The 19,898-nt window shown below is 56.2% G+C and carries 16 protein-coding genes and 1 pseudogene; 8 read left to right on the plus strand and 9 right to left on the minus strand.

Annotation, left to right across the window (positions count from 1 at the left end; genetic code table 11):
- Positions 1-25: 25 nt before the first annotated feature.
- The 6 genes from GOB82_RS07840 (at position 26) to GOB82_RS07865 (ending at position 8,006) form a co-directional block, all read left to right on the plus strand.
- Positions 26-1,231, plus strand: a complete 1,206-nt coding sequence (locus GOB82_RS07840) for an ATP phosphoribosyltransferase regulatory subunit (RefSeq protein WP_166121843.1) — start codon at positions 26-28, stop codon at positions 1,229-1,231.
- A gap of 72 nt (positions 1,232-1,303) precedes the next feature.
- Entirely contained in the window at positions 1,304-2,593 is a 1,290-nt protein-coding gene (locus tag GOB82_RS07845; protein ID WP_166121845.1) for an adenylosuccinate synthase, read from the plus strand.
- A 322-nt stretch (positions 2,594-2,915) separates the two neighbouring features.
- Positions 2,916-3,608, plus strand: a complete 693-nt coding sequence (gene phoB, locus GOB82_RS07850) for a phosphate regulon transcriptional regulator PhoB (RefSeq protein WP_166121847.1) — start codon at positions 2,916-2,918, stop codon at positions 3,606-3,608.
- Between the two features lie 30 nt (positions 3,609-3,638).
- Positions 3,639-4,958: a sensor histidine kinase gene (locus GOB82_RS07855; RefSeq protein WP_166121849.1), complete on the plus strand. Its 1,320-nt coding sequence runs from the start codon at positions 3,639-3,641 to the stop codon at positions 4,956-4,958.
- A 105-nt stretch (positions 4,959-5,063) separates the two neighbouring features.
- Complete coding sequence (gene pstS, locus GOB82_RS07860) at positions 5,064-6,086, plus strand: phosphate ABC transporter substrate-binding protein PstS (protein ID WP_166121851.1); 1,023 nt, start codon at positions 5,064-5,066, stop codon at positions 6,084-6,086.
- 204 nt (positions 6,087-6,290) lie between these two features.
- Entirely contained in the window at positions 6,291-8,006 is a 1,716-nt protein-coding gene (locus GOB82_RS07865) for an OprO/OprP family phosphate-selective porin (RefSeq protein WP_166121912.1), read from the plus strand.
- A gap of 150 nt (positions 8,007-8,156) precedes the next feature.
- Here GOB82_RS07865 and fdhD read toward each other — a convergent pair whose 3' ends face one another.
- The 5 genes from fdhD to GOB82_RS07890 form a co-directional block, all read right to left on the minus strand.
- The gene (gene fdhD, locus GOB82_RS07870; RefSeq protein ID WP_242007265.1) at positions 8,157-8,963 is read right to left on the minus strand and encodes a formate dehydrogenase accessory sulfurtransferase FdhD; all 807 of its coding nucleotides are present in this window, start codon (positions 8,961-8,963) and stop codon (positions 8,157-8,159) included.
- A gap of 3 nt (positions 8,964-8,966) precedes the next feature.
- A complete protein-coding gene (gene mobA / locus GOB82_RS07875) occupies positions 8,967-9,590 on the minus strand; it encodes a molybdenum cofactor guanylyltransferase (protein ID WP_242007266.1) in 624 nt (207 codons plus the stop codon).
- Positions 9,591-9,716: 126 nt separating this feature from the next.
- A complete protein-coding gene (locus GOB82_RS07880; protein WP_166121853.1) occupies positions 9,717-10,133 on the minus strand; it encodes a glycine zipper family protein in 417 nt (138 codons plus the stop codon).
- A gap of 181 nt (positions 10,134-10,314) precedes the next feature.
- Complete coding sequence (locus GOB82_RS07885; protein WP_166121855.1) at positions 10,315-10,476, minus strand: hypothetical protein; 162 nt, start codon at positions 10,474-10,476, stop codon at positions 10,315-10,317.
- Between the two features lie 337 nt (positions 10,477-10,813).
- A complete protein-coding gene (locus GOB82_RS07890; protein WP_166121857.1) occupies positions 10,814-12,130 on the minus strand; it encodes a hemolysin family protein in 1,317 nt (438 codons plus the stop codon).
- A gap of 284 nt (positions 12,131-12,414) precedes the next feature.
- Here GOB82_RS07890 and acuI point away from each other — a divergent pair, with 284 nt between their 5' ends.
- Positions 12,415-13,416: an acrylyl-CoA reductase (NADPH) gene (gene acuI / locus GOB82_RS07895; protein WP_166121859.1), complete on the plus strand. Its 1,002-nt coding sequence runs from the start codon at positions 12,415-12,417 to the stop codon at positions 13,414-13,416.
- Between the two features lie 108 nt (positions 13,417-13,524).
- On the opposite strand, the gene GOB82_RS07900 is transcribed toward acuI, so the two are convergent.
- Complete coding sequence (locus GOB82_RS07900; protein WP_166121861.1) at positions 13,525-15,696, minus strand: peptidase domain-containing ABC transporter; 2,172 nt, start codon at positions 15,694-15,696, stop codon at positions 13,525-13,527.
- On the minus strand, positions 15,693-17,006 hold the full coding sequence (locus tag GOB82_RS07905) for an HlyD family efflux transporter periplasmic adaptor subunit (protein WP_166121863.1): 1,314 nt from the start codon (positions 17,004-17,006) through the stop codon (positions 15,693-15,695). Before GOB82_RS07905 ends, GOB82_RS07900 begins: the two co-directional genes overlap by 4 nt.
- A gap of 1,404 nt (positions 17,007-18,410) precedes the next feature.
- Here GOB82_RS07905 and GOB82_RS07910 point away from each other — a divergent pair.
- Positions 18,411-18,634: pseudogene (locus GOB82_RS07910) on the plus strand (IS5/IS1182 family transposase); the annotation flags it as partial.
- 10 nt (positions 18,635-18,644) lie between these two features.
- Here the strand turns inward: GOB82_RS07910 and GOB82_RS07915 are convergent.
- Both GOB82_RS07915 and GOB82_RS07920 read right to left on the minus strand, forming a co-directional pair.
- Positions 18,645-19,408, minus strand: a protein-coding gene (locus tag GOB82_RS07915) for an IS5 family transposase (RefSeq protein ID WP_166121865.1) whose coding sequence is annotated in 2 segments (ribosomal slippage) — positions 18,645-19,075 and positions 19,075-19,408 — 765 coding nt in all. Because the reading frame shifts where the segments join, the coding sequence is not laid out codon by codon here.
- A gap of 170 nt (positions 19,409-19,578) precedes the next feature.
- A complete protein-coding gene (locus tag GOB82_RS07920; protein ID WP_166121867.1) occupies positions 19,579-19,749 on the minus strand; it encodes a hypothetical protein in 171 nt (56 codons plus the stop codon).
- Positions 19,750-19,898: the final 149 nt, after the last annotated feature.

Here is a 19,898-nt window from a genome sequence, read left to right on the forward strand (position 1 = left end):
TTAAAAAAAGTGCGGGTTTCCGGGCATGACGGGCGCGGCATGCAGTGCTATAGGCCGAAGCATGACGGATGACCCGCCCTTTAGCCCGGCTTTGCTGCCGGCTGGTTTTGTTGATCTCCTGACCCCTGATGCCCGTACCGAGGCAGAGGGGGTTGCTACGCTTATGGGCGTGTTCGCTTCGCATGGGTATGACCGTGTACGGCCGCCGCTCATGGAGTTTGAAGAGACCTTGCTGGCGGGAGCCGGAGCGGCTCTGGCGGAACAGAGCTTCCGGGTGATGGACCCTGATACCCGCAAGATGATGGTCCTGCGGCCCGATATCACCCCCCAGATCGCCCGTATGGCCGCGACTCGGCTTGGCGCCGCCCCCCGGCCCCTGCGTCTGTCCTATGCCGGAACGTGCGTGGTGGTCATGCCTGCCGCGGCGGAAGAGAGCGGGCGGCAGATCATGCAGGCGGGTATCGAGCTGATCGGCCCGGATAGCCCGCAGGCCGATGCCGAGGTTGTTGCTGTCGGGGCGGAAGCCTTGGCCCGGCTTGGCGTGCCAGATGTCTCGTTTGATCTGACCATGCCGCCGCTTGTTCCGGCGCTGCTGGAAGAAGCCGGTATTTCCGCCGCTGTGCGCCCGGCGCTCATGCGGGCGCTGGACCGCAAGGATGCCGCTGCCGTGGCGGAACTGGGCGGTGCCGTGGCTGAAACACTGATTGCACTGCTGCGCGCTGCCGGCCCGGCGGAACAGGCTGTTGAACAGCTTGCCCATATCAGCCTGCCGCCTCGCGCACGGGCGTTCAGTGAGCGTCTGGCCGCAACGGTTACCGCGCTTCGTCACGTGAAGCCTGATCTGTGCCTGACGGTCGATCCAGTCGAATTCCGGGGCTGGAAATATCATACCGGCGTGTGTGTCACGCTGTTTGCCGTGGGGCGTGCGGAAGAACTCGGGCGCGGTGGCCGGTATCTTTCCAATGAGAATGAACCGGCCTGCGGGCTGACATTCCGGCCGGATGTGCTGTTCCGGGCCATTCCGCCCGCACAGGCCATGCGGCGGATCTATCTTGCCCCGGATGCACAGCCGCAGGCTGCGGCGCGCCTGCGCGCGGAAGGGTGTGCCACGCTGGCAGCCCTGCCGCCGGAGGCCCCGTATCGCGCAGGCCCGGAGCATGATCGGGCCGAGGCGCGGCGTTTGGGGTGCAGCCACATTCTTTCCGGTGCAACATGCACAGAGCTTGACTGATCTCTCCCGCTCAAGAGGCACACAGGCCCGTTAGCAGATTTTTCAGGCAGATTTTCCAGGAGCAGACCGTTTATGTCCAACGTCACGGTGATCGGCGCCCAGTGGGGCGATGAAGGCAAAGGTAAGATTGTAGACTGGCTGGCCAGCCGGGCAGACATTGTTGTGCGCTTTCAGGGCGGGCACAATGCCGGGCATACGCTGGTTGTGGGTAATCAGGTTTACAAGCTCTCCCTGCTGCCGTCCGGCGTGGTCAGCGGCAAGCTGGGCATTATCGGGAACGGCGTGGTGGTGGACCCGCAGGCGCTGCTGGCGGAAATCGGCCGGATCAAGGAACAGGGTCTGATCGTGACCCCCGACACCCTGAAAATTGCAGAAAACGCTCCGCTGATCCTGCCCGTGCATGGCGCGCTCGATCGTGCGCGTGAAGCCGCCCGTGGGGACCGCAAGATCGGCACCACAGGCCGTGGTATCGGCCCGGCCTATGAAGACAAGGTAGCCCGCCGCGCCATCCGCCTGTGTGACCTGGCCGAGCCGGAAACGCTGGACTGGAAGCTGGACGAACTGCTGCTGCACCACAACACGCTGCTGGCGGGGCTGGGTGCCGAAACGTTCAAAAAGGAAGACCTGCTGGCCTTCCTGACGGACATTGCCCCCAAGGTCCTGCCGTTCATGGCCCCGACATGGGACATTCTGGACGAAGCCCGCCGTGGTGGCCGCCGTATCCTGTTTGAAGGCGCTCAGGCGGTTATGCTGGATGTGGACCACGGGACTTACCCGTTCGTCACCAGTTCCAACACGGTGGCCGCCAATGCCGGCACCGGGGCGGGCATGGGGCCGAATGCTGCCGGGTTCGTGCTGGGCATTGCCAAAGCCTATTGCACCCGCGTGGGTGAAGGGCCGTTCCCGACCGAACTGTTTGATGATGTTGGCCGCAAGATTGGTGAACGCGGGCATGAGTTCGGCACCGTGACAGGCCGCCCGCGCCGCTGTGGCTGGTTTGATGCCATTCTGGTCCGCCATGCCGTGCGCGTGGGGGGGGTGAATGGTCTGGCTTTGACCAAGCTGGACGTGCTGGATGGTCTGGACGAAATCCGTATCTGCATCGGCTATGAGCTGGACGGGAAGAAAACGGACCGGTTCCCGTCCTCCCCGGCGGCTCAGTCCCGGATCAAGCCGATTTTTGAAACCATGGAAGGCTGGAAAGAAACCACCCACGGCGCACGGCGCTGGGCGGATCTTCCGGCACAGGCCATCAAATATGTCCGCCGGATTGAAGAGCTGGTTGGGGCTCCTGTCACCCTGCTGTCCACCAGCCCGGACCGTGATGACACCATCCTGATGCGTGACCCGTTTGAAGACTGAGTGAACACCAGTCCTTAATCGACCAGTCCTTGGTCGGTTTCAGGGCCCGCTGAGTCTCTCCTTTTGAAACAGCTCTTCCGGAGTTTTTCAGGGGGAGACGATGCGGGTCTTTTCGTTTCTGCTGCGTGCTGGGGCCTTCAGTCCGCCTGCATGATGGCCAGTTCCATGCCGTTCGGCTCACGGAAATGGAAGCGCTGCCCGGTTTTGAAAAAAGCGGCGGAGAGCCGGGGCCGGTGGGTCTGAAGTGTGTAACTTTTATGACACCAGTTGTTTTCTTCCGGGTGGCGCGCTTATTCTGCGCCCGAATCGCTATGGGGTGTTCATGACACACAATGCAAGCGTGCTCGTCGTTGAGGATGATCCCGCACTTTCCCGGTTGATCTGCTATAACCTTGAAAAACAGGGGTATGACGTACGTCTGGCGGGCGATGGCCATACCGCGCTTGACCAGATCAGCCGTCGTGCGCCTGACCTGATTCTGCTGGACTGGATGCTGCCCGGCATTTCAGGGCTGGAAGTGTGCCGGCAACTCAGAGAGCAGCCTAAAACCCGCTCCATTCCTATCATCATGCTCAGCGCACGCGGGCAGGAGACAGATAGTGTGCGCGGGCTGGAAATTGGCGCGGATGATTATCTGGTCAAACCCTTCGGCATGGAAGCGCTGTTCGCCCGTGTGAAGGCCATGCTGCGGCGGCTGCCGCCTTCGGGCAACGTCCTGAAATTTGATTCCCTGAGTCTGGACCGTGTTGCGCACAAGGTCGAGCGGAACGGGCGGCACCTGCCGCTGGGGCCAACGGAATACCGGCTGCTGGAATTTCTGATGACGCACCCCGGGCAGGTCTTCTCGCGTGAGGAATTGCTGGAACAGGCGTGGGAGCGGAGTTCCTGTGTGGAGCTTCGCACAGTGGATGTGCATATTCGCAGGCTGCGGCAGACGCTGAATGCAGAGGACGAGAAAGATCTTATCCGAACCGTTCGCGCCCGGGGCTATGCTCTTGATATGCCACAGGACTGATCACGCTGTTTCCTGGCGGAGCGCCATGTGATGCATGAGGCTCTGCTTGCAGTGGCCGGGATGCTGGTAGGCAGCGGGGTGACCGCCAGCCTCCTTGTCACGCGGCTCCGTCCTGAAAAAGTTGTGGTTCCCGAATATCATCAGGAAGACAGCGTCTCCTCCTTCAGGGCACCTGTGCCGGCTGTGGTGGAGCAGGTCATGGCCTGCCTGCCCGCCGCCACGCTGGTGCTGGATGCGGAGCGGCGGCTGCATTTTGCCTCGCCGGAAGCGCACCAGTTGTTTGACGATAATCTGGGCAGCATCAAGCGCCATCCGGCTTTTCAGACAGCGCTTGATCGCCTTGCAGAAAAAAAACCGGGGACAGACGTCCGCTCAGCAACAGCCCGGATCGTGCTGGATGTGCCGCACCACCGGGTTATCCGGGCCTATTTTCAGCAGCACGTGCTCTCTGGTGCGTTGTTTTCCGAGTCCCGTAGCCGGAATGGGGCTCTGGAGCGCCCGGTGTTCCCGCTGGTTTTCGTTGCTTTGCATGATGAAACGGAAGCGGATAATACCGAGCGCCAGCATACGGATTTTGTGGCCTATGCCAGCCATGAATTGCGGACACCGCTTGCAGCCCTGATGGGGTTTGTGGAAACCCTGCAAGGCCCCGCGGCGGATGACCCGGAAGCCCAGCAGGAATTTCTGGGCATTATGGCGGCGCAGGGAAAGCGGATGCAGCATATGCTGGATGACCTGCTTTACCTCTCCCGCGTGCAGCGGCTGGAACATCAGCGGCCTCGTGGCACGGTTACGCTCACAGAGCTGTTTGTTCGGCTGAAGGCGGAGTCTTCAGGGCTTTTTCGTCTGAAAAAGGCAAAATTGACACTTCGCCCCGTGCCGGACCCGAACGTGTGCATTGCCGCCGATACCGGGCAGCTTGTGCAGGTGTTGATCAACCTGATTGAAAATGCCTTCAAATACGGCACCCAGCCCGAAGGCAGTAGTGAGGCGCATACCCTGCAGGTCACGGTTTCCTGCGAGTCCGCCCAGCCAGACCCGCACTGGCCTGCCGGGCCGGGTGTGGTGCTGAGTGTGGCGGATAACGGCCCTGGTATTGCGGCGCGCCATCTGCCGCGGCTGACAGAGCATTTCTACCGTGTGCCCAAAACAGCGGCCACAGTGGAAGGGAGTGGGCTGGGCCTTGCCATTGTCCAGCATGTTGTAACCCGTCATGGCGGGCGCTTTCTTGTAGAAAGCACGGTGGGTAAAGGCACAACCTGCAAAATCTGGCTGCCGTGTGTGCCGCTGCCGGCAGCGGCTGTCACAAAACCGCCTGCCACAAAAGAGACTGTCATAAAAGAGTCATAAAACAGTCTTGAACATGTCATCCCGCAAAAGTGGAAAGGCCATTAAGGTTCGTCCCCGACGTGGCGATTTGCGTCGTTATTTATGATGTCCAGGGATAAAACCGAAATGCGTCTTTCCTTCAGGCCTGCTCTGTGTCTGCTTGCTGCAACGTGTTTGACCGCTGCACTGCCGAGCGCCTCCCGGGCCGAAAGCGTCACGGGCGCTGGGTCAAGCTTTGCTGCCCCGATTTATGAAGCCTGGGGTGAAACCGCAAAAACTGCTGCTGGCGTCACGATCAATTATCAGAGCGTCGGTTCCAGCGCTGGGCAGAATCAGGTTCTGGCAGGAACGGTTGATTTCGGTGCGTCTGACGCCCCGATGGATGCAAAGAAAATTGAATCCGCAGGCCTGTTCCAGTTCCCGACCGTTATGGGCGGCATTGTTCCTGTTGTGAACATTCCGGGCATGAAGGCTGATACACTGCGCCTGAGCGGCGCTGTGCTGGCTGGTATTTATGCTGGTGAAATCACCCAGTGGAATGACCCGAAAATTGCCGCGCTGAACCCGGGCGTCAGCCTGCCGGATATGCCCGTTGCTCCGGTGCACCGTGCAGATGGTTCCGGCACCACGTTTGTCTTCACCTCTTATCTGGCCGGTGCCTCTGCCTCCTGGCACGATTCTCTGGGTGCCAGCACCTCCATCTCTTGGCCCGGTGGCCTGGGTGCCCGCGGGAATGATGGCGTTGCAGCAACCGTGCAGAACACAGAAGGTGCAATTGGCTACGTTGAATATGCGTATGCCAGCCGCAACCACCTGACGACAGTCAAGCTGCATAACCGCGCAGGGGATGACGTTGCCGCGAATCAGGCAAGCTTTGCCCGCGCTGCTGAAGCCGCAGACTGGCAGCACGCAACGCATTTTGCTGTGAACCTGCTTGATACGGCTGGTAAAGGCGCATGGCCGATTGTGTCCGCCACGTATGTCCTGACCCCGATTGCGCCGAAAAACGCAGCACGTGGCGCAGCCGTGCAGAAGTTCTTTACCTGGGCTTTTGAAAAAGGCGATGCCACGGCACAGAAGCTGGATTATGTGGCCCTGCCGCAGGCTGTGAAGACCAGCATTCTCTCTGCCTGGAAAAGCAGCAAATAAAACTGTGCTTATTTCATAAAGACTTTTTATAAGGCCTTTTCAGAAATCTATTTTTCTGGAATAGTGTTTAAAAGGGAGGCGGGCTGAATATTCAGCCCGCCTCCTTTGTCATATAAGTGTAACGAAACCATCACGAAACCATCACGCACAAAAGCCGTTCAGCGCGATATTCAGCGGTAATCTTTTATCTCTGGATTGGTAATGATGCGCTGTAAACCGGTTATTTCATCACTGGCATTTGCCACTTTTCTGATGGGTGGCGCGGCACCTGTCGCAGTGGCATCATCTTCTGATGATGCCCAGATTCGCGCACTTCGCCTTGAAATGGCGGAAATGCGTAAAGAAATGATGGGGCAGATTACAACACTCAAAAGCCGTCTGGCCCGGACAGAAACTTCCGCCCGGAAACAGGACCGTATGAGCAGCGCATCAGCTCGTAACGTCCATGCAGGCCATCGTGAGATTGCCTCCGGGCCGGTTGATCCAACCGTTCAGTTTAATGAGCCAACATCTATTTCAAGCAGAATTCATCTGGCCAATGCGGGCACGCCCACATCTGATCGTGGGGATGTCACATCCTGGAAAGCGTTCCGCGCTGCCACGAAGAGTGATGAAAACGTGCATGTTGGCGGCATGGTCGTCGGCTTCCCGAAGGGCCGCTTTACCGTTGCATCTGAAGATGGCGCTTACGGCCTGTCCATCGGTCTGGCGTTCCATGAAGATTTCGGTGGCTTTTTCAATTCCGGCCCTCGTCCGGGTGAGGCGCGTGGTGCATTTAACAGCTTCACGACCAACATGCGTCGCCTGCGTATCCCATTCTCCTTCCGCTACAAAAACTGGGTTGCTGCTGTAACGCCGGACTTTGGCGCGAACCATAATGACGGCTACGTTGGCCTGTATGAAGGCAACCTGAACTATACCGGCCTGCACAATACGATCCTGACGGTTGGTTACTTCCAGCCGCGCGTGACAGAAGAAGATTCTGAAAGCTCCAACGACTTCTTCACGCTCGAACGTCCGAGCATCACCGATATGGTCCGTAACATTGCTGCTGGTGACGCACGCTTCAGTGTCGGTGCCCTGCATTATGAAAAGCGCTGGTGGATTGCAGGCTACTTCACGGGTCAGGAATGGGGCCACCGCAACGCATCTGACATGGGCAGCACCTACTACGGTGGCGGCAACGGCAACACGATGGACAGCCAGACAGGCGCCATGCTGCGTGTGGCAGGTCGCCCGGTTGCGACGAAGGACTGGGATGTCCATACTGGTATTTCCAGCATTTCGTCTTTCCGTCAGGCGTGTAATGCGGCAAATGCCAATGCAACGTCCTGCTCGCGCTCCACGTCTTTCGGCCAGCGTCCTGAATTCGATATTGGTGAAGCCAACCTGTCCGCAACTGGCGGAATCAGCAATGCCGCACAGGTCTGGGCCGCTGGTCCGGAACTGGGTGTTCGCTGGAAACGCCTGATTGTGAAGGGTGAATACTATCATGTTGGTGTTCAGCGTAACGGGCCGGGCCTGAAGTCCGCAGGCTTCCAGGGCTGGTATGGTTCGGCTGCCTACACGCTCTTCGGCAATCCGCGCATGTATAACGAAAAGGAAGGTGCGTTTGGCGCACCGGGCGTTTCCGAAAACCAGGAATTTGATCCCGCACGCAACCACTGGGGCGCGCTGGAAGTTGTGGGTCATTACAGCGTGATCGATCTCAACAGCCGCCTGAACGATGCCTATGCGAAAAACGTGATCCGTGGTGGTCAGCAGACTGTCTGGACCGGTGGTCTGAACTGGTATCCCAACCGCCACTTCCGCTTCATGCTCGATTACAGCCACTTCATCGTGTCTCGCAGCGAACAGGCGACCAACATTTATGGCCGCACGGGTAACTCCATCGCGGCACGTGTGCAGGCTGGTTTCTGAAGTCTTTCAGATGTGATGGTGAGGGAGGTCTGAAAGACTTCCCTTGCTGTTAAAAGCGTTACTTTTCCAGAGTATAAGAACCCCCCTCAGGTCACCCTGTGGGGGTTTTTATATGGAGTATGATTTTCATATACTCTTGTGGAAACCCGTTCAGCTATTGGGTTCTTTCTTAACAGAGCCTGTAAACAGGCAACGTGATGTATTTCGGGCAAGTGCTACAATGGTCAGGCCAGCCTGCTCAGCAAGCTGCAATGCCCGTGCAGTCGGGGCAGAAACAGCAACCAGTGTTGAAAAACCGGCAAGTATCGCTTTCTGCGCCATCTCGTAGGAGCAGCGGCTGGTAATCAGGCAGAATCCTTCCGCAAAGGAGATGTTCTGCCGCAGTCCCGCCCCGATCAGCTTATCCAGAGCGTTATGGCGGCCCACATCCTCACGGATAATCCGGATTGTACCATCAGGCCCGCACCAGGCGGCCCCATGTACCATATGCACCTGCGCATTCAGGGTCTGGTGTTCTGCCAGATGGTTCACGGCCTGACGGATGGCAGCAAGGGGAACCGGAGGCATGGTGGGTGCGGGGGGCAGGGCGGCGTGAAGACTTTTGAGGTCTTCACTGCCACAGACCCCACAGCCCGTGCGGCCTGTCATGGCGCGGCGGGACTGAAGCAGGCGGCGAAAATCCTCTCCGGCAATATCAAGAGAAAGTGTTACGCCATCTTCCGCGGTTTCAATCCGCACGGAGCGGATAGAAGAAGCCTGTGACACAAGCCGCTCTGTTACGGAAAAGCCGTAAGCATAATCTTCAAGGTCCTGAAGTGTGCCCATCATCACGGCATAAGGCACGCTGTTGTAAACAAACCCGATGGGCGTTTCCTCGGCAATGTTCAGCGTGGCTGGCTCTGCCGTGGTGTCAGAAAAGCGCAGTACATCCCATTGTGTCATGACAGGGCTAGTCATGCGTCAGTTCCTTTCGGCCAGTGCGCGGGCGCAGGCATAGTCATCCGGTGTATTGATGTTGAAAAACAGATCAGGCGTCTGGTCTGGAAACAGGACATCGCGCATGCCAAGTGTTGCGGCAAAACTGCGGATGCGACGTTTGTCAGGATGCTCGGGCTGGGCCAGCCACGTCTGAAGGGCGGCCCGACACGAAACGGGCCAGCTTGCCACCAGATGGTGCCGCTGGTTTTCTGAAACCGCGACGGCAGGGGCTGGCAGCACATGCAGGGGCAGGTCAGGCGGGATGAACGGTGTGTCGCCTGGCACTGTTATCAGGACAGAGCAGTTCTGCGATTCAGCCCAGAGCAACCCTTCCAGAATGCCCGCCAGCGGCCCCATGTCTGCCTGCGTATCCGGTAAAACGGGAAGCCCCCATGGGGCAAAGCGGGAGGGGTTTCCATTCGCACTCAGGGCGATGGCCGCGCAGTGGGGGCGCAGGGCGGCCAGAACGAAATCCAGCACGGTCCGGTGCCCGGAGAGCGGGAGAAGGGGTTTGTCACATCCACCCATGCGGGTGCCGGTACCGCCAGCCAGAACAAGGGCTGCAAGACGCGGGAGGGAAGGGGAGGCGCTCATGGAGCGGAGCATCTGCTTCCTGCCAGAGAGAGGCAAGAGTTTTTAGGCAAGGCGGCGAACGGCAAGTGCCGGGCAAAAAAAGTGACCCGGCAAAGCGGGCCACCTGAACGCGAAAAAAGAGAGCGCTGCCAGTCGCTCTTATCTGGGGATGACGTTCTTGTAAGCAACCATGCACTGCACATAGGCATTGTTGTATTGCGTCTGGATAGAGCCCTGCTGGTTTTTGGAATACAGGCCACCACCCAGAGCGCCGCCCAGAGCACCCGCTCCGGCCCCGATGCCAGCGCCAGCGCCGCCACCCGCAGCCGCACCCAGACCAGCACCCAGCGCCGTGGCAGCCAGACCGCCATAAATAGCCTTGTGGTTCTGGCGTTCTGCCTGGCCCTGCACGGCGGCACTGGCCTGTGAGCGGCAGAAGTCCTGTTCCTGCTGGAAGGCTGCATAGCTCTTGCCTTTGCCGGGCAGAACCATGGCCGTGGGGCCCATTGGCGTTTCTGCACAGGCAGACAGCAGAAGTGCAGGGAGAAGGAAGAGAGCCGCTTTTTTGATCGTCATGAAAGGATACTCTTGTTGCTATTGGACAATAATCAGACAGGGGATTCTGGCAATTTTTTGGACGCGGGGAAACCTTTTAAATCAGCCAGAAAGGCGGATGACGTTTTGCCTCCCAGTGTTTCCAGACGTGTAGAGCCTTTCAACGGTTTCAGGCGGCGGAAGTTTCTGCCTGTCCTGCGGTTCAGTGCCCGTGGTGATCGCGCTTGTTTTCTTCCGAAAGAACGCGGCCGCACAATTCCTTTATTTCTTCCAGAGTGAGAGCGTCCGGATGGCTGAGGCCTCTGGCGGCAATGGAGGCCAGAGTTTTTGAAGGGGGTTTTTCAGGTGTTGTTTTGGAAGACATGGCTTTTATCCTTGGTTCAGGCGTAAACAAAACCGTGTAGTCAGAAAATTTTAAAGTTCTGAAGACCTGATTTCAACAAATATTGTCTCTTGAATACTATAAATCAGTGTTCTTTAAAAAATCATAAAGCCTGTGCTTCTGGTTGTCCTGACTGAATAGTCTGCGCAGAAACGTGTTCCATATCCTGCGTAATGCAGGCGTGAGGGAGGCGGGTCTTTCCGTCCGCCAGAGTGTTGGCCCTTTGTGGTAAAAGGGGATCATGCTGGCCAGCAGGCACGCCATGGGTGCGCATGCCGTGCCGGGAGACCAGCACGACAGCCTTCAGCACAGGAGTGCTTCAGGTCAAACGGGTGACGAGAAGTTGATTGATACGGAAGCCCTCCACATCCACCACCTCAAACCGGAAGCCCCCCGCATCCACCCGGTCCGCTTTGCGGGCCATGCGGCGCAGCCGGTGCATGACAAAACCGCCAATGGTGTCAAACTGGGCGCTGTCGGGCAGTTCGAGCACATGCAACTCTCGCATCACGTCCCCAATCGGGGCGGCGCCATCAATCAGCCAGGAATTTTCATCACGCCGGACAATGGCCTGCTCTTCAAACGGATTGGCCAGACCATCCATGAGTGCCCCCATGATGTCCTTGAAGGTAATCAACCCGACGACCAGCCCGTATTCATTCACAATCAGGGCGAAACCAACGCCATGCGTGTCAAACTGGGCCAGCGTATCCCACAGGTTGAGTGTTTCGGGCACGGAGAGCACATCGCGCCGCATGCGGAAAATGGGAGTGGTGCGTGGGGCCTGATCTTCAGGGATACGGGTGGGGTCCACAACGGATGCCAGAACGTCTTCCGCACGGATGGAGCCAATAACCTTGTCCAGCCCGCCATCGCACAGCGGATAACGGGAGTAGGGTTTGGCCCGCACTTTTTCGTAGTTGATGTCCGCATTGTCCTGCACGTCCAGAAAAACAATTTCGTCACGCGGGGTCATGGCGGAGGTAATCGAGCGGTCCTGCAGCCCCAGCACATTCTGGATCATCTGGTGTTCCTGCTCCAGCAGGACACCCGATGCCGTGCCAGCAGCCAGAATGGCCCGCAGGTCTTCCGGGGTTACGGGTTCCACGGCGGAGGCGGCGGGAATTTTCAGGGCGCGGAGAACAGCATCTGAAACTTTGGAGAAAATCCAGACAAACGGATACAGCACCTGCAACGCGAATTTGGGGAACCAGCCAATGGAGAGGGCAACCTTGTCCGGCGCATTCATGGCAACCCGCTTGGGCAGCAGGTCAGCAAACAGCACGAACAGGCCTGTCACCATAATAAAGCTGAGGGTGGAGCCGGTTTTTTCAGCCAGTCCGTTTGGCACACCCCAGTAACGCAGCAGGTCTCCGCAGGGTGGAGAGAGCATTTCCGAGCTGACAATACCGCCCAGAATCCCAACACCGTTCAGGCAGATCTGAAGGACAGTGATCACCTGCCCACTGTTGCGCCGCAGCGCAAGGAAGGCCTGGGCGCGTTTGTCTCCTGCTTCTGCACGGGACCGAAGCCGCACATCACGGGCTGCGGCAAAGGAAATCTCGGAAAGAGAAATCAGGATACTGACGGCTATCAGAAGAAAAAGGGCTAGAACGCCCAGAAGAAAAAGGATCAAGACACGCTCGGAGTTCAAAAAGAAAAAGCTTATCGATCAAGGTTATAACTTCTGGCTTTTTAAAATCCTAATTTATTTTCCTAAATTTGTCCTTTGTGCCTGTTCTGATGTGCTGCACGGCGGCTCACACTGCCTTCACTCTTTGTTGACGCATGAGCTCTGATTAAAAGCGTGGGTGCCGGGTGACTTTCGGGGCAGACTGAGCGTTAGAGGCCCAAAGAGCGTATCAGAAAACAGGTGGACGCCTGCCATAAGGCTCCTCCTCACCATGGAAAAGCAAGACCATGTTCAAAGCGGTACTGATTGAAAAAACAGACGCGGGCGGTCAGGTTGTCCGCCAGTGTTCTCTTGCGGAGGACCAGTTGCCCCCCGGGGATGTGACGGTGCGGGTGGAATGGTCAACCCTGAACTACAAGGATGCTTTGGCCTTGACCGGGAGAGGCCCCATTCTTCGGGCATGGCCGATGATTCCGGGTGTTGATTTTGCCGGAACAGTTGAACACTCCTCTCATCCCGGTCTGGTTGCTGGTCAATCTGTGGTGCTGAATGGGTGGGGTGTGGGAGAACGCCACTGGGGCGGGCTGGCTGAGCGGGCGCGGGTGCCGGGAGAGTGGCTGATTCCTCTGCCAGCCGCATTGAGCACCCGGCAGGCCATGGCCCTGGGGACAGCAGGCTATACCGCCATGCTGTGTGTTCGGGCACTGGTCAAGCAAGGGGTAACCCCGAAAAGCGGGCCGGTGGTGGTGACGGGAGCCTCCGGTGGGGTGGGGAGCGTGGCGGTGATGCTGCTGAGCCGGCTTGGCTATCAGGTCACGGCTGTTACCGGGCACCCGGAAGAGGAACCGACCCTGCGCGATCTGGGGGCGAGCGATATTCTACCCCGTCAGGCCTTGCTTCAACTGACGCGACCACTGGAAAAAGCCCGATGGGCCGGTGCTGTTGATGTTGCCGGGGGCGCTATGCTGGCGGCTGTGTGTGCGTCCATACAGCTACAGGGTGTGGTCACCGCGTGTGGTCTGGCGGGGGGAATGGAATTTCCGGCAACGGTGGCGCCTTTTATCCTGCGTGGTGTGACACTGGTCGGCATTGACAGTGTTCAGTGCCCCCGCGAGGAGCGCCTTGCAGCATGGCAGCAGTTGTCTGAGCTGATTGATCTCGAAAAACTGGACGGTATTGTAAAAGAAATTCCGCTTTCTGATGTGCAGAAAGCGGCGTCTGATCTTCTGGATGGGCATATCCGGGGGCGGGTGGTCGTGAGGCTGGATGCCCCCACGGATGCTGGCTGAAAGACGGTTTACAGGGGCACTGGGGGTATAGGCGGGGCTCTGAAGCACTGAACCCCCGACGCATGGGCATCGGGGGTTCAGCAGGCGGTGCCGCGTGGTGCGGTACTGTTATCCTTCTTCAACCGCAGGGGGCTGCGGCGGTTGCGGCTGCGGGCGTTGATACGGCACAAGCTGCCCGCCCGGCTGGAACACGTAAACGGTATCCGCATGGGCAATGGTTGCCGGGCGATGGGCGACCATAATGCGTGTGATGTTCATGTCCCGCAAAGCGTTTGCAACCTTGTGTTCCGTCAGTTCATCCAGATGGCTGGTGGCTTCATCAAGGAACAGGATTTCCGGGCGCCGGTAGAGGGCGCGGGCCAGAATCACGCGCTGCTTCTGCCCGCCGGAAAGGCCGCTGCCCATATCGCCCACCAGCGTTTCAAACCCCATGGGCATCCGCATGATATCTTCCAGAATGGCCGCGCGGGAAGCGCATTCACGCAACCAGTCCTCATCCTGATTTTCCGCAAACCCGCTGATGTTGTCAGCAATGGAACCAGAAAACAGACCATCATCCTGAAGCACACCGGCAATCCTGTCCCGGTAGCCTTCCAGAGTGAGGGCGGCAATATCTGCGCCATCCAGCCGGATCACCCCTTCATCCAGATGCATCAGGCCCATCATGGTTTTCAGCAGGGTTGTCTTACCGCACCCGGAGGGCCCAACAATAGCCACGGAGGAACCCGCCGGAATTTCAACAGAAATATCCTTGAAGATCCACGGGTCCTGTGTGCCATAGCGTGCCGAGATATTGAGGCAGGTTAAAGAAGCCGCCTGATGCATCCCTTCAGCGCGGAGGGGAGTGGGAATAATCCCCTGTGCTGAAGGTTCGGGGTCTGTCATTACAATGTCGGAAAGTCGGTCTGTCTGCACGTTAAGCATACGGAGCTGGAACCCGCTGCTGATCAGACTGCCAATGCGGCTGGCAAACTGGTCCTTATAGGACAGGAAGGCCACCAGCATCCCGACACTCATATCACCGCGCATGACGGCATTGGCCCCCAGCACCATCATGATCAAGCGGTCCGCCCCGAAAATCAGGTCTCCCAGCCGCCCGTAAATCAGGTCATACCGCTGCAGGCGCAGGCGGATGTTGATGCTGTCCACAATCAGGTTCAGCCATGTTGTGCGCCGCCGTTCCCGCAGGCCCAGCAGCTTCACACTGGCCATGCCGCGCAATGTTTCAATAAAATGGCTTTGCTGGCGTGCATCAATCACAATCTGTTCTTCCGATGCCTCCCGATAAACACGGTAGGTGATCAGACGCAGCGTGATATCCAGCCCTGTGGCGATCATGGCAATCATGCCCAGCCAGCCGCCGTAGATAAACAGCATGATGGCCATACCAATTGCCATCAACCCGTCCATGAGCGTTTGCACCATGTCCGTTGTAATGGTTTTCTGGATGGTTCCCAGAGCATTGAAGCGGGAAAGCACATCCCCCACATGGCGTTTTGAAAAATAGTCGAGCGGCAGGCGGGAGAGGTGATCAAACAGGCTGGTGTTCCACTCCAGCCCCACGCGTGTGCCCAGAATAAGCACCGCCCACTGCCGCACAGAGCCAATAAGCATCTGCAACAGCAGCAGCAGGGCCAGACCAAAGGCAATGGTGATCATCAGCTCGTGGTCAGCCGTGACAATGACTTCGTCAATCACCACCTGAGAAATCATCGGCATGACCAGCGCGATAACTTCGAGCCCCAGTGAAAGTGCGAACAGCACCATAAGGGCAGGGCGCAGCCCGGCAACCTGACGGAACAGGTCCCGCAGGCGCAGGGTTTCACGGTCATCCTGCTTGCGAAAACTCTCGTTGGGCACAGCTTCCAGCGCAATGCCGGTAAACTCGCGCGAGACTTCGCCCATGCTCAGCGTACGCTTGCCAACGGCGGGGTCATGAATAACCACCTTGTTGGCCGTTACTTTTGTCAGAACCACAAAATGGTTCATGCTCCAGTGCAGGATACAGGGCAGGCGCAGGTTGGGGAGGTCTTCCATATCCAGACGCACCGCGCGGGTGGAAAGACCGACCTTGTCCGCCGTGGAGACCAGATCCCGCAGGGAAACCCCTTTGACCGACACGGAATACCGGCGGCGCAGCGTTGCAAGATCAATCTGGTTTCCATAATGGCCCATGATCATGGCCAGGCAGGCCAGACCACATTCCGCCGCTTCAACCTGCAGGATAACCGGTGTGCGGGACCCCCAGCCAAATTCCAGCTCTTTCTGGCCAAGGTTCATTTCACCAATCCTCCGCTCACGGCGTAAATACTGTCCCGCATGCTGATGACAGGATCAAAAATCCATCGGTAAAGTCTACGGGAATCAATGGCGATGTCAGCTTCCACCTCCATTCCGGCTTCCAGATTTTTACGCTGCCCGTAGGCTTCGACATACTGAAGGTCGGGCAGCACGCGGATGCGATATACATCCTGACTGGGGGCCTGAGACTGTGTCTTGTCTTTTGCGGTAGGGGCTGCGCGCTGGCCGGTTGAATTCGTATCTGTCGCGGTAATGGGCGCACGGGTAATTTCGCGCACACGACCACGGGAAAGGCCGAAGCGCTGATACGGGAAGGCCGCATAGCGCAGCAGAACCGGTTCCCCTTCATGAATAAATCCGATGGAAGCACTGGAAACATACAGTTCCGCCTCCAGCGTGTGCCCTGTGGGAAGCAGGGTTACCAAGGGTGTGCCCGCCGAAACCTGCTGGCCGGGATTGGCGCGAATGGCCGTTAATATCCCATCATCAGGTGCCAGAATAACGTTTGTGCGGTGGCCTTCGCCTTCGGCAATCTGCTGGTCAACCTGGGCAATCTGGCGGTCGAGATCATTCAAATCATGCGCAAGCTGGCTGTCGTAACGGATGAGCTTTGAGGTCAGATCCGCAATTTTCCCTTCTGTATCGGTATAATTTTGCAGAAACTGGGCATGACTGCTGAGGAGCTGGGCATAGGTATAAAGCTGGCTCTGGAACTGCGTCTCTGTCACCAGATGCGCTGTTTCAGCGCTTTGCATGCGGCGCACGGCACTTTCCACCACGGGCAGCACGCGGGCATCATTCTCAAGCTGATGGCCAATATGCTCATGCTGCTGCTGCAGATAGCGGATTTGTGTCACCATGGACTGTTTTTCAATAGGTGCGTCAGCCGAACGGATAGCCTTCTGTTTTTCAAACAGGGCACGCTGGTTCATCAGTTCACTGACAACATGTTCCTGCGTCGGGCCGGAGGAAGACGTGGCTTCGAGGTCAATAACAAACAGGGTTTCCCCTTTTTTGACGCGCATCCCTTCTTCCGCATGCTGCTTCTTCACAATGCCAGCAGCACTTGCATTGACGGTTATAAGCCCTGAAGGGGGCATCATCAGCCCTGTGGCGTGCACGCGGCGCGTGTAGACCCCGAAAATTGTGTAGAGAACGGCCAGCAGGACAAGAGCAAGCGTAAACCAGGCCGCTATCCGGATGGAAAGAGGCTGAGACGCCTGAACCTGCCCCAGCCAGGACTGACGCCGGGCGGCAAGAGCCTCCGGCCTGAAGAGATCAGAGCTCATAGGTCACGGGATTCAAGGATGGAAAAAATCAAATAGGGCGTGTGACCTGAAGAAATAATGCGACTCGCCAATGATAAGTATCCTGAAGCGCATTGTGTGCCGCTTGGGGTCATAAGGAGGAAGGCTCCGAGAGGTTTATAAAGATAAAATCAGTGCAATAGTGTATATTTATATAGATTATATTTCTAGAGGAAACGCCGGGTAGAGTGAAAATAGTTCTATCGTTATTTTTGTGTTAATGATGATTTGATGATATTAATGAATAGTGAATTTTTTACGGAGTTTCCATAGTGATGTTAGTTTTTAAATCGTACGGTCATCACGTAAAATTGGTTGCCAGGAAAGTAGGCTTCAGTTTATTGAAGGGTCTCTCAATAAAATTCTGTTTACGGTAGAGAGCTAAATCTATTTCTCGTTGTGTCATTCTTTTGCTTTTCTGAAAAATGATTGGGAGCAGTCCCGTGCTCTTTTAATTAATCGCCTTGTTTGCGTCATACGCGCTGTCGACAAGGAAGCTATTTAGGGCAATATTTTCTAGAAACAGTTTAGCCTGAGTGGTAATCGGTATCCTGTTCTGGTATAATGGTAAGTTGCACTGGATTGCCCAGAGTATAGCACATGATACGCATCTTTGTAGTCAATCAGCTTAGGGATCGGTCGGTAACCTGAGGCAAAAAAAATAGACACAAAGCCGTAAAATTCCAAGTATTAGAAGATATTTTGCGTTTGCAATAATATCTTAGTGTCTTGCTGAAGTTGTTTATTTTATTTCCGGAAAGACACCGAGAATGTTTTGAAATCTATTTGTTAATCTAATTCTATTTCCATGGTGGGAGCCATGGAGACACGACCACCGGCTCCAACACCATAAGTGGCTGAAGACCAATTATAGCCTACTTGAGCGCATTCAGCAGTAGCAATGCCGAGCCCCCCAAGCAAGCGCCCCACTAAGTCCCATTGTAGGACCGGCGGCGATAAGTCCGCCAAAAGCTAGACCGGCTCCCATAATACACTTGGCTACCCCAAAAAAAGCATCACTTTCCGTGGATCCTCCAGAAATTTTTTCAATTTCGTCAACCCTGAGAGATCTCATTTTCTATTCCGTATTTTATATGATACATATAGTTGATTTGAAAAAATCAGGAAAAACACCCAAAAAGACAAATCTCGTATGCAGTTATAACCATCGTGTAAAAATAGAAATACCGCACACAGAAAAGAGATAAAACATACAGAGATGGATATTTTATATTTAGATGCTATCATTTCTTGTTCTCCAATCATCATGTTTGTTATCGTAGGGAAATATTTTTGCAATCGATTTTTTTTTGAAAATGGAGGATTCTAAAAACCTCTTGGTTTTGAGCTATTGGCTGTGATTATATGATGATTGGGAGTGATGGCATGAAACAGTCCGGTTTCTTTGATGTTGAAGAGCGGCTTGGTGACCCAATCAAAGCGTTTTCCCGAACTGTGGATTTCGAGATCTTCTGCCCTAATCTAGACAAAGCTCTGGCCTATACTGATGGGAGTAAGGGCAGGCATCCGCCGTTTGATTCGGTACTGATGTTCAAAATCCTGGTGATCCAGAATTGAGCAGTCTCTCTGACGAATGGACGGAATATCTAGGCTCAGGACTCATTCTTTGAGATAGAAGATGATGCTTGCTGCGATGTGGATTGCAGACATGACTGTATGAGTGCCGCGGTCGTATCTGGTCGCAACACGTCGCCAGTCTTTCAGCTTTGCGAACATATTTTCGATCAGATGACGCTTTTTATGCAGATGCCAATTGTAAGGCGGCTTTGATTTCCGGTTCTTCTTCGGGGGAATACAGGCAGTGATATTGCGTTCTGCAAGCGATAACCTGATCTGGTTGCTGTCATAGCCTCCGTCCCCGATAACTTCTTCTGTCTCGTCGGGGAGATCTGCCAGCAGCACGTCTGCGCCTTTGAAGTCACTAACCTGTCCCGCAGTCAGATGAAGGCGGATAGGCCGCCCTTGACCGTCGCACATGGCATGCAGTTTTGAGTTCAGACCGCCTTTTGTGCGTTCGATATAGCGGGGAAAAGCCCCTTTTTGAGGAGAAACGCCGCCGTTCTGTGCGCTTTAAGGTGCGTCGCGTCGATCATCGGGCGTTTTGAACGGCCAGCCTGTTCTGTCAGGGCGACGAAGATCCAGTCGAAGACACCGAGGCGGCTCCAGCGAATAAAACGATTGTATAAAGTCTTCTGCGGGCCATACGCTATTGGAGCGTCTTTCCACTGAAGCCCGTTGCGGATCACGTAAACGATCCCGCTCAGAACACGGCGATCATCCACTCGTGGCACTCCATGCGTCAGAGGAAAAAATGGCTCAATCCGCTTCATCTGGTGCTCAGACAGCAAAAACACCTCATTCACAGCCTCACCTCCATCGGTAAGCCTGGGAATCACAACGTCTCGCTCAGTTCAATAAATTAATAGGCCCTGAGCCTAATTGACGACACGCCGTAGTCTGTCGGAATAATCGTTTTTCGAAAGTGGTTTCTTCTGCCATGCTGTTTTCACGGCATGGCAGGCTGAAGTCTTGCTTATTTGCTTGGTGCAGGCGTCTTGCCTACAGCAGCCTGCTGGCCGCCATTGGCTTCCGGGCTGATTGCCGTGAAGAACGCAGCCAGAGCCAGCACGGACAGGCCAGCAGCGATAAGGCAGCATGTGCCGCCGGAAACATTGTCCATTTCTGTAGTTGTCAGGGTACGCATCGCGTTTGCTCCTTGAAAATTATAACAAGAATGATCACGCACCGCAGAACCGTGCGCCGGCTCATCCTTAAAAATCCTTAACAATATAATTAATGATAATCAATACAAATAATGAGACGCTAAGCCGTTCATAAAAAACCGGAAAGGCG

This window comes from Acetobacter farinalis (assembly GCF_011516935.1).
In the GTDB taxonomy this organism is placed as follows: domain Bacteria; phylum Pseudomonadota; class Alphaproteobacteria; order Acetobacterales; family Acetobacteraceae; genus Acetobacter; species Acetobacter farinalis.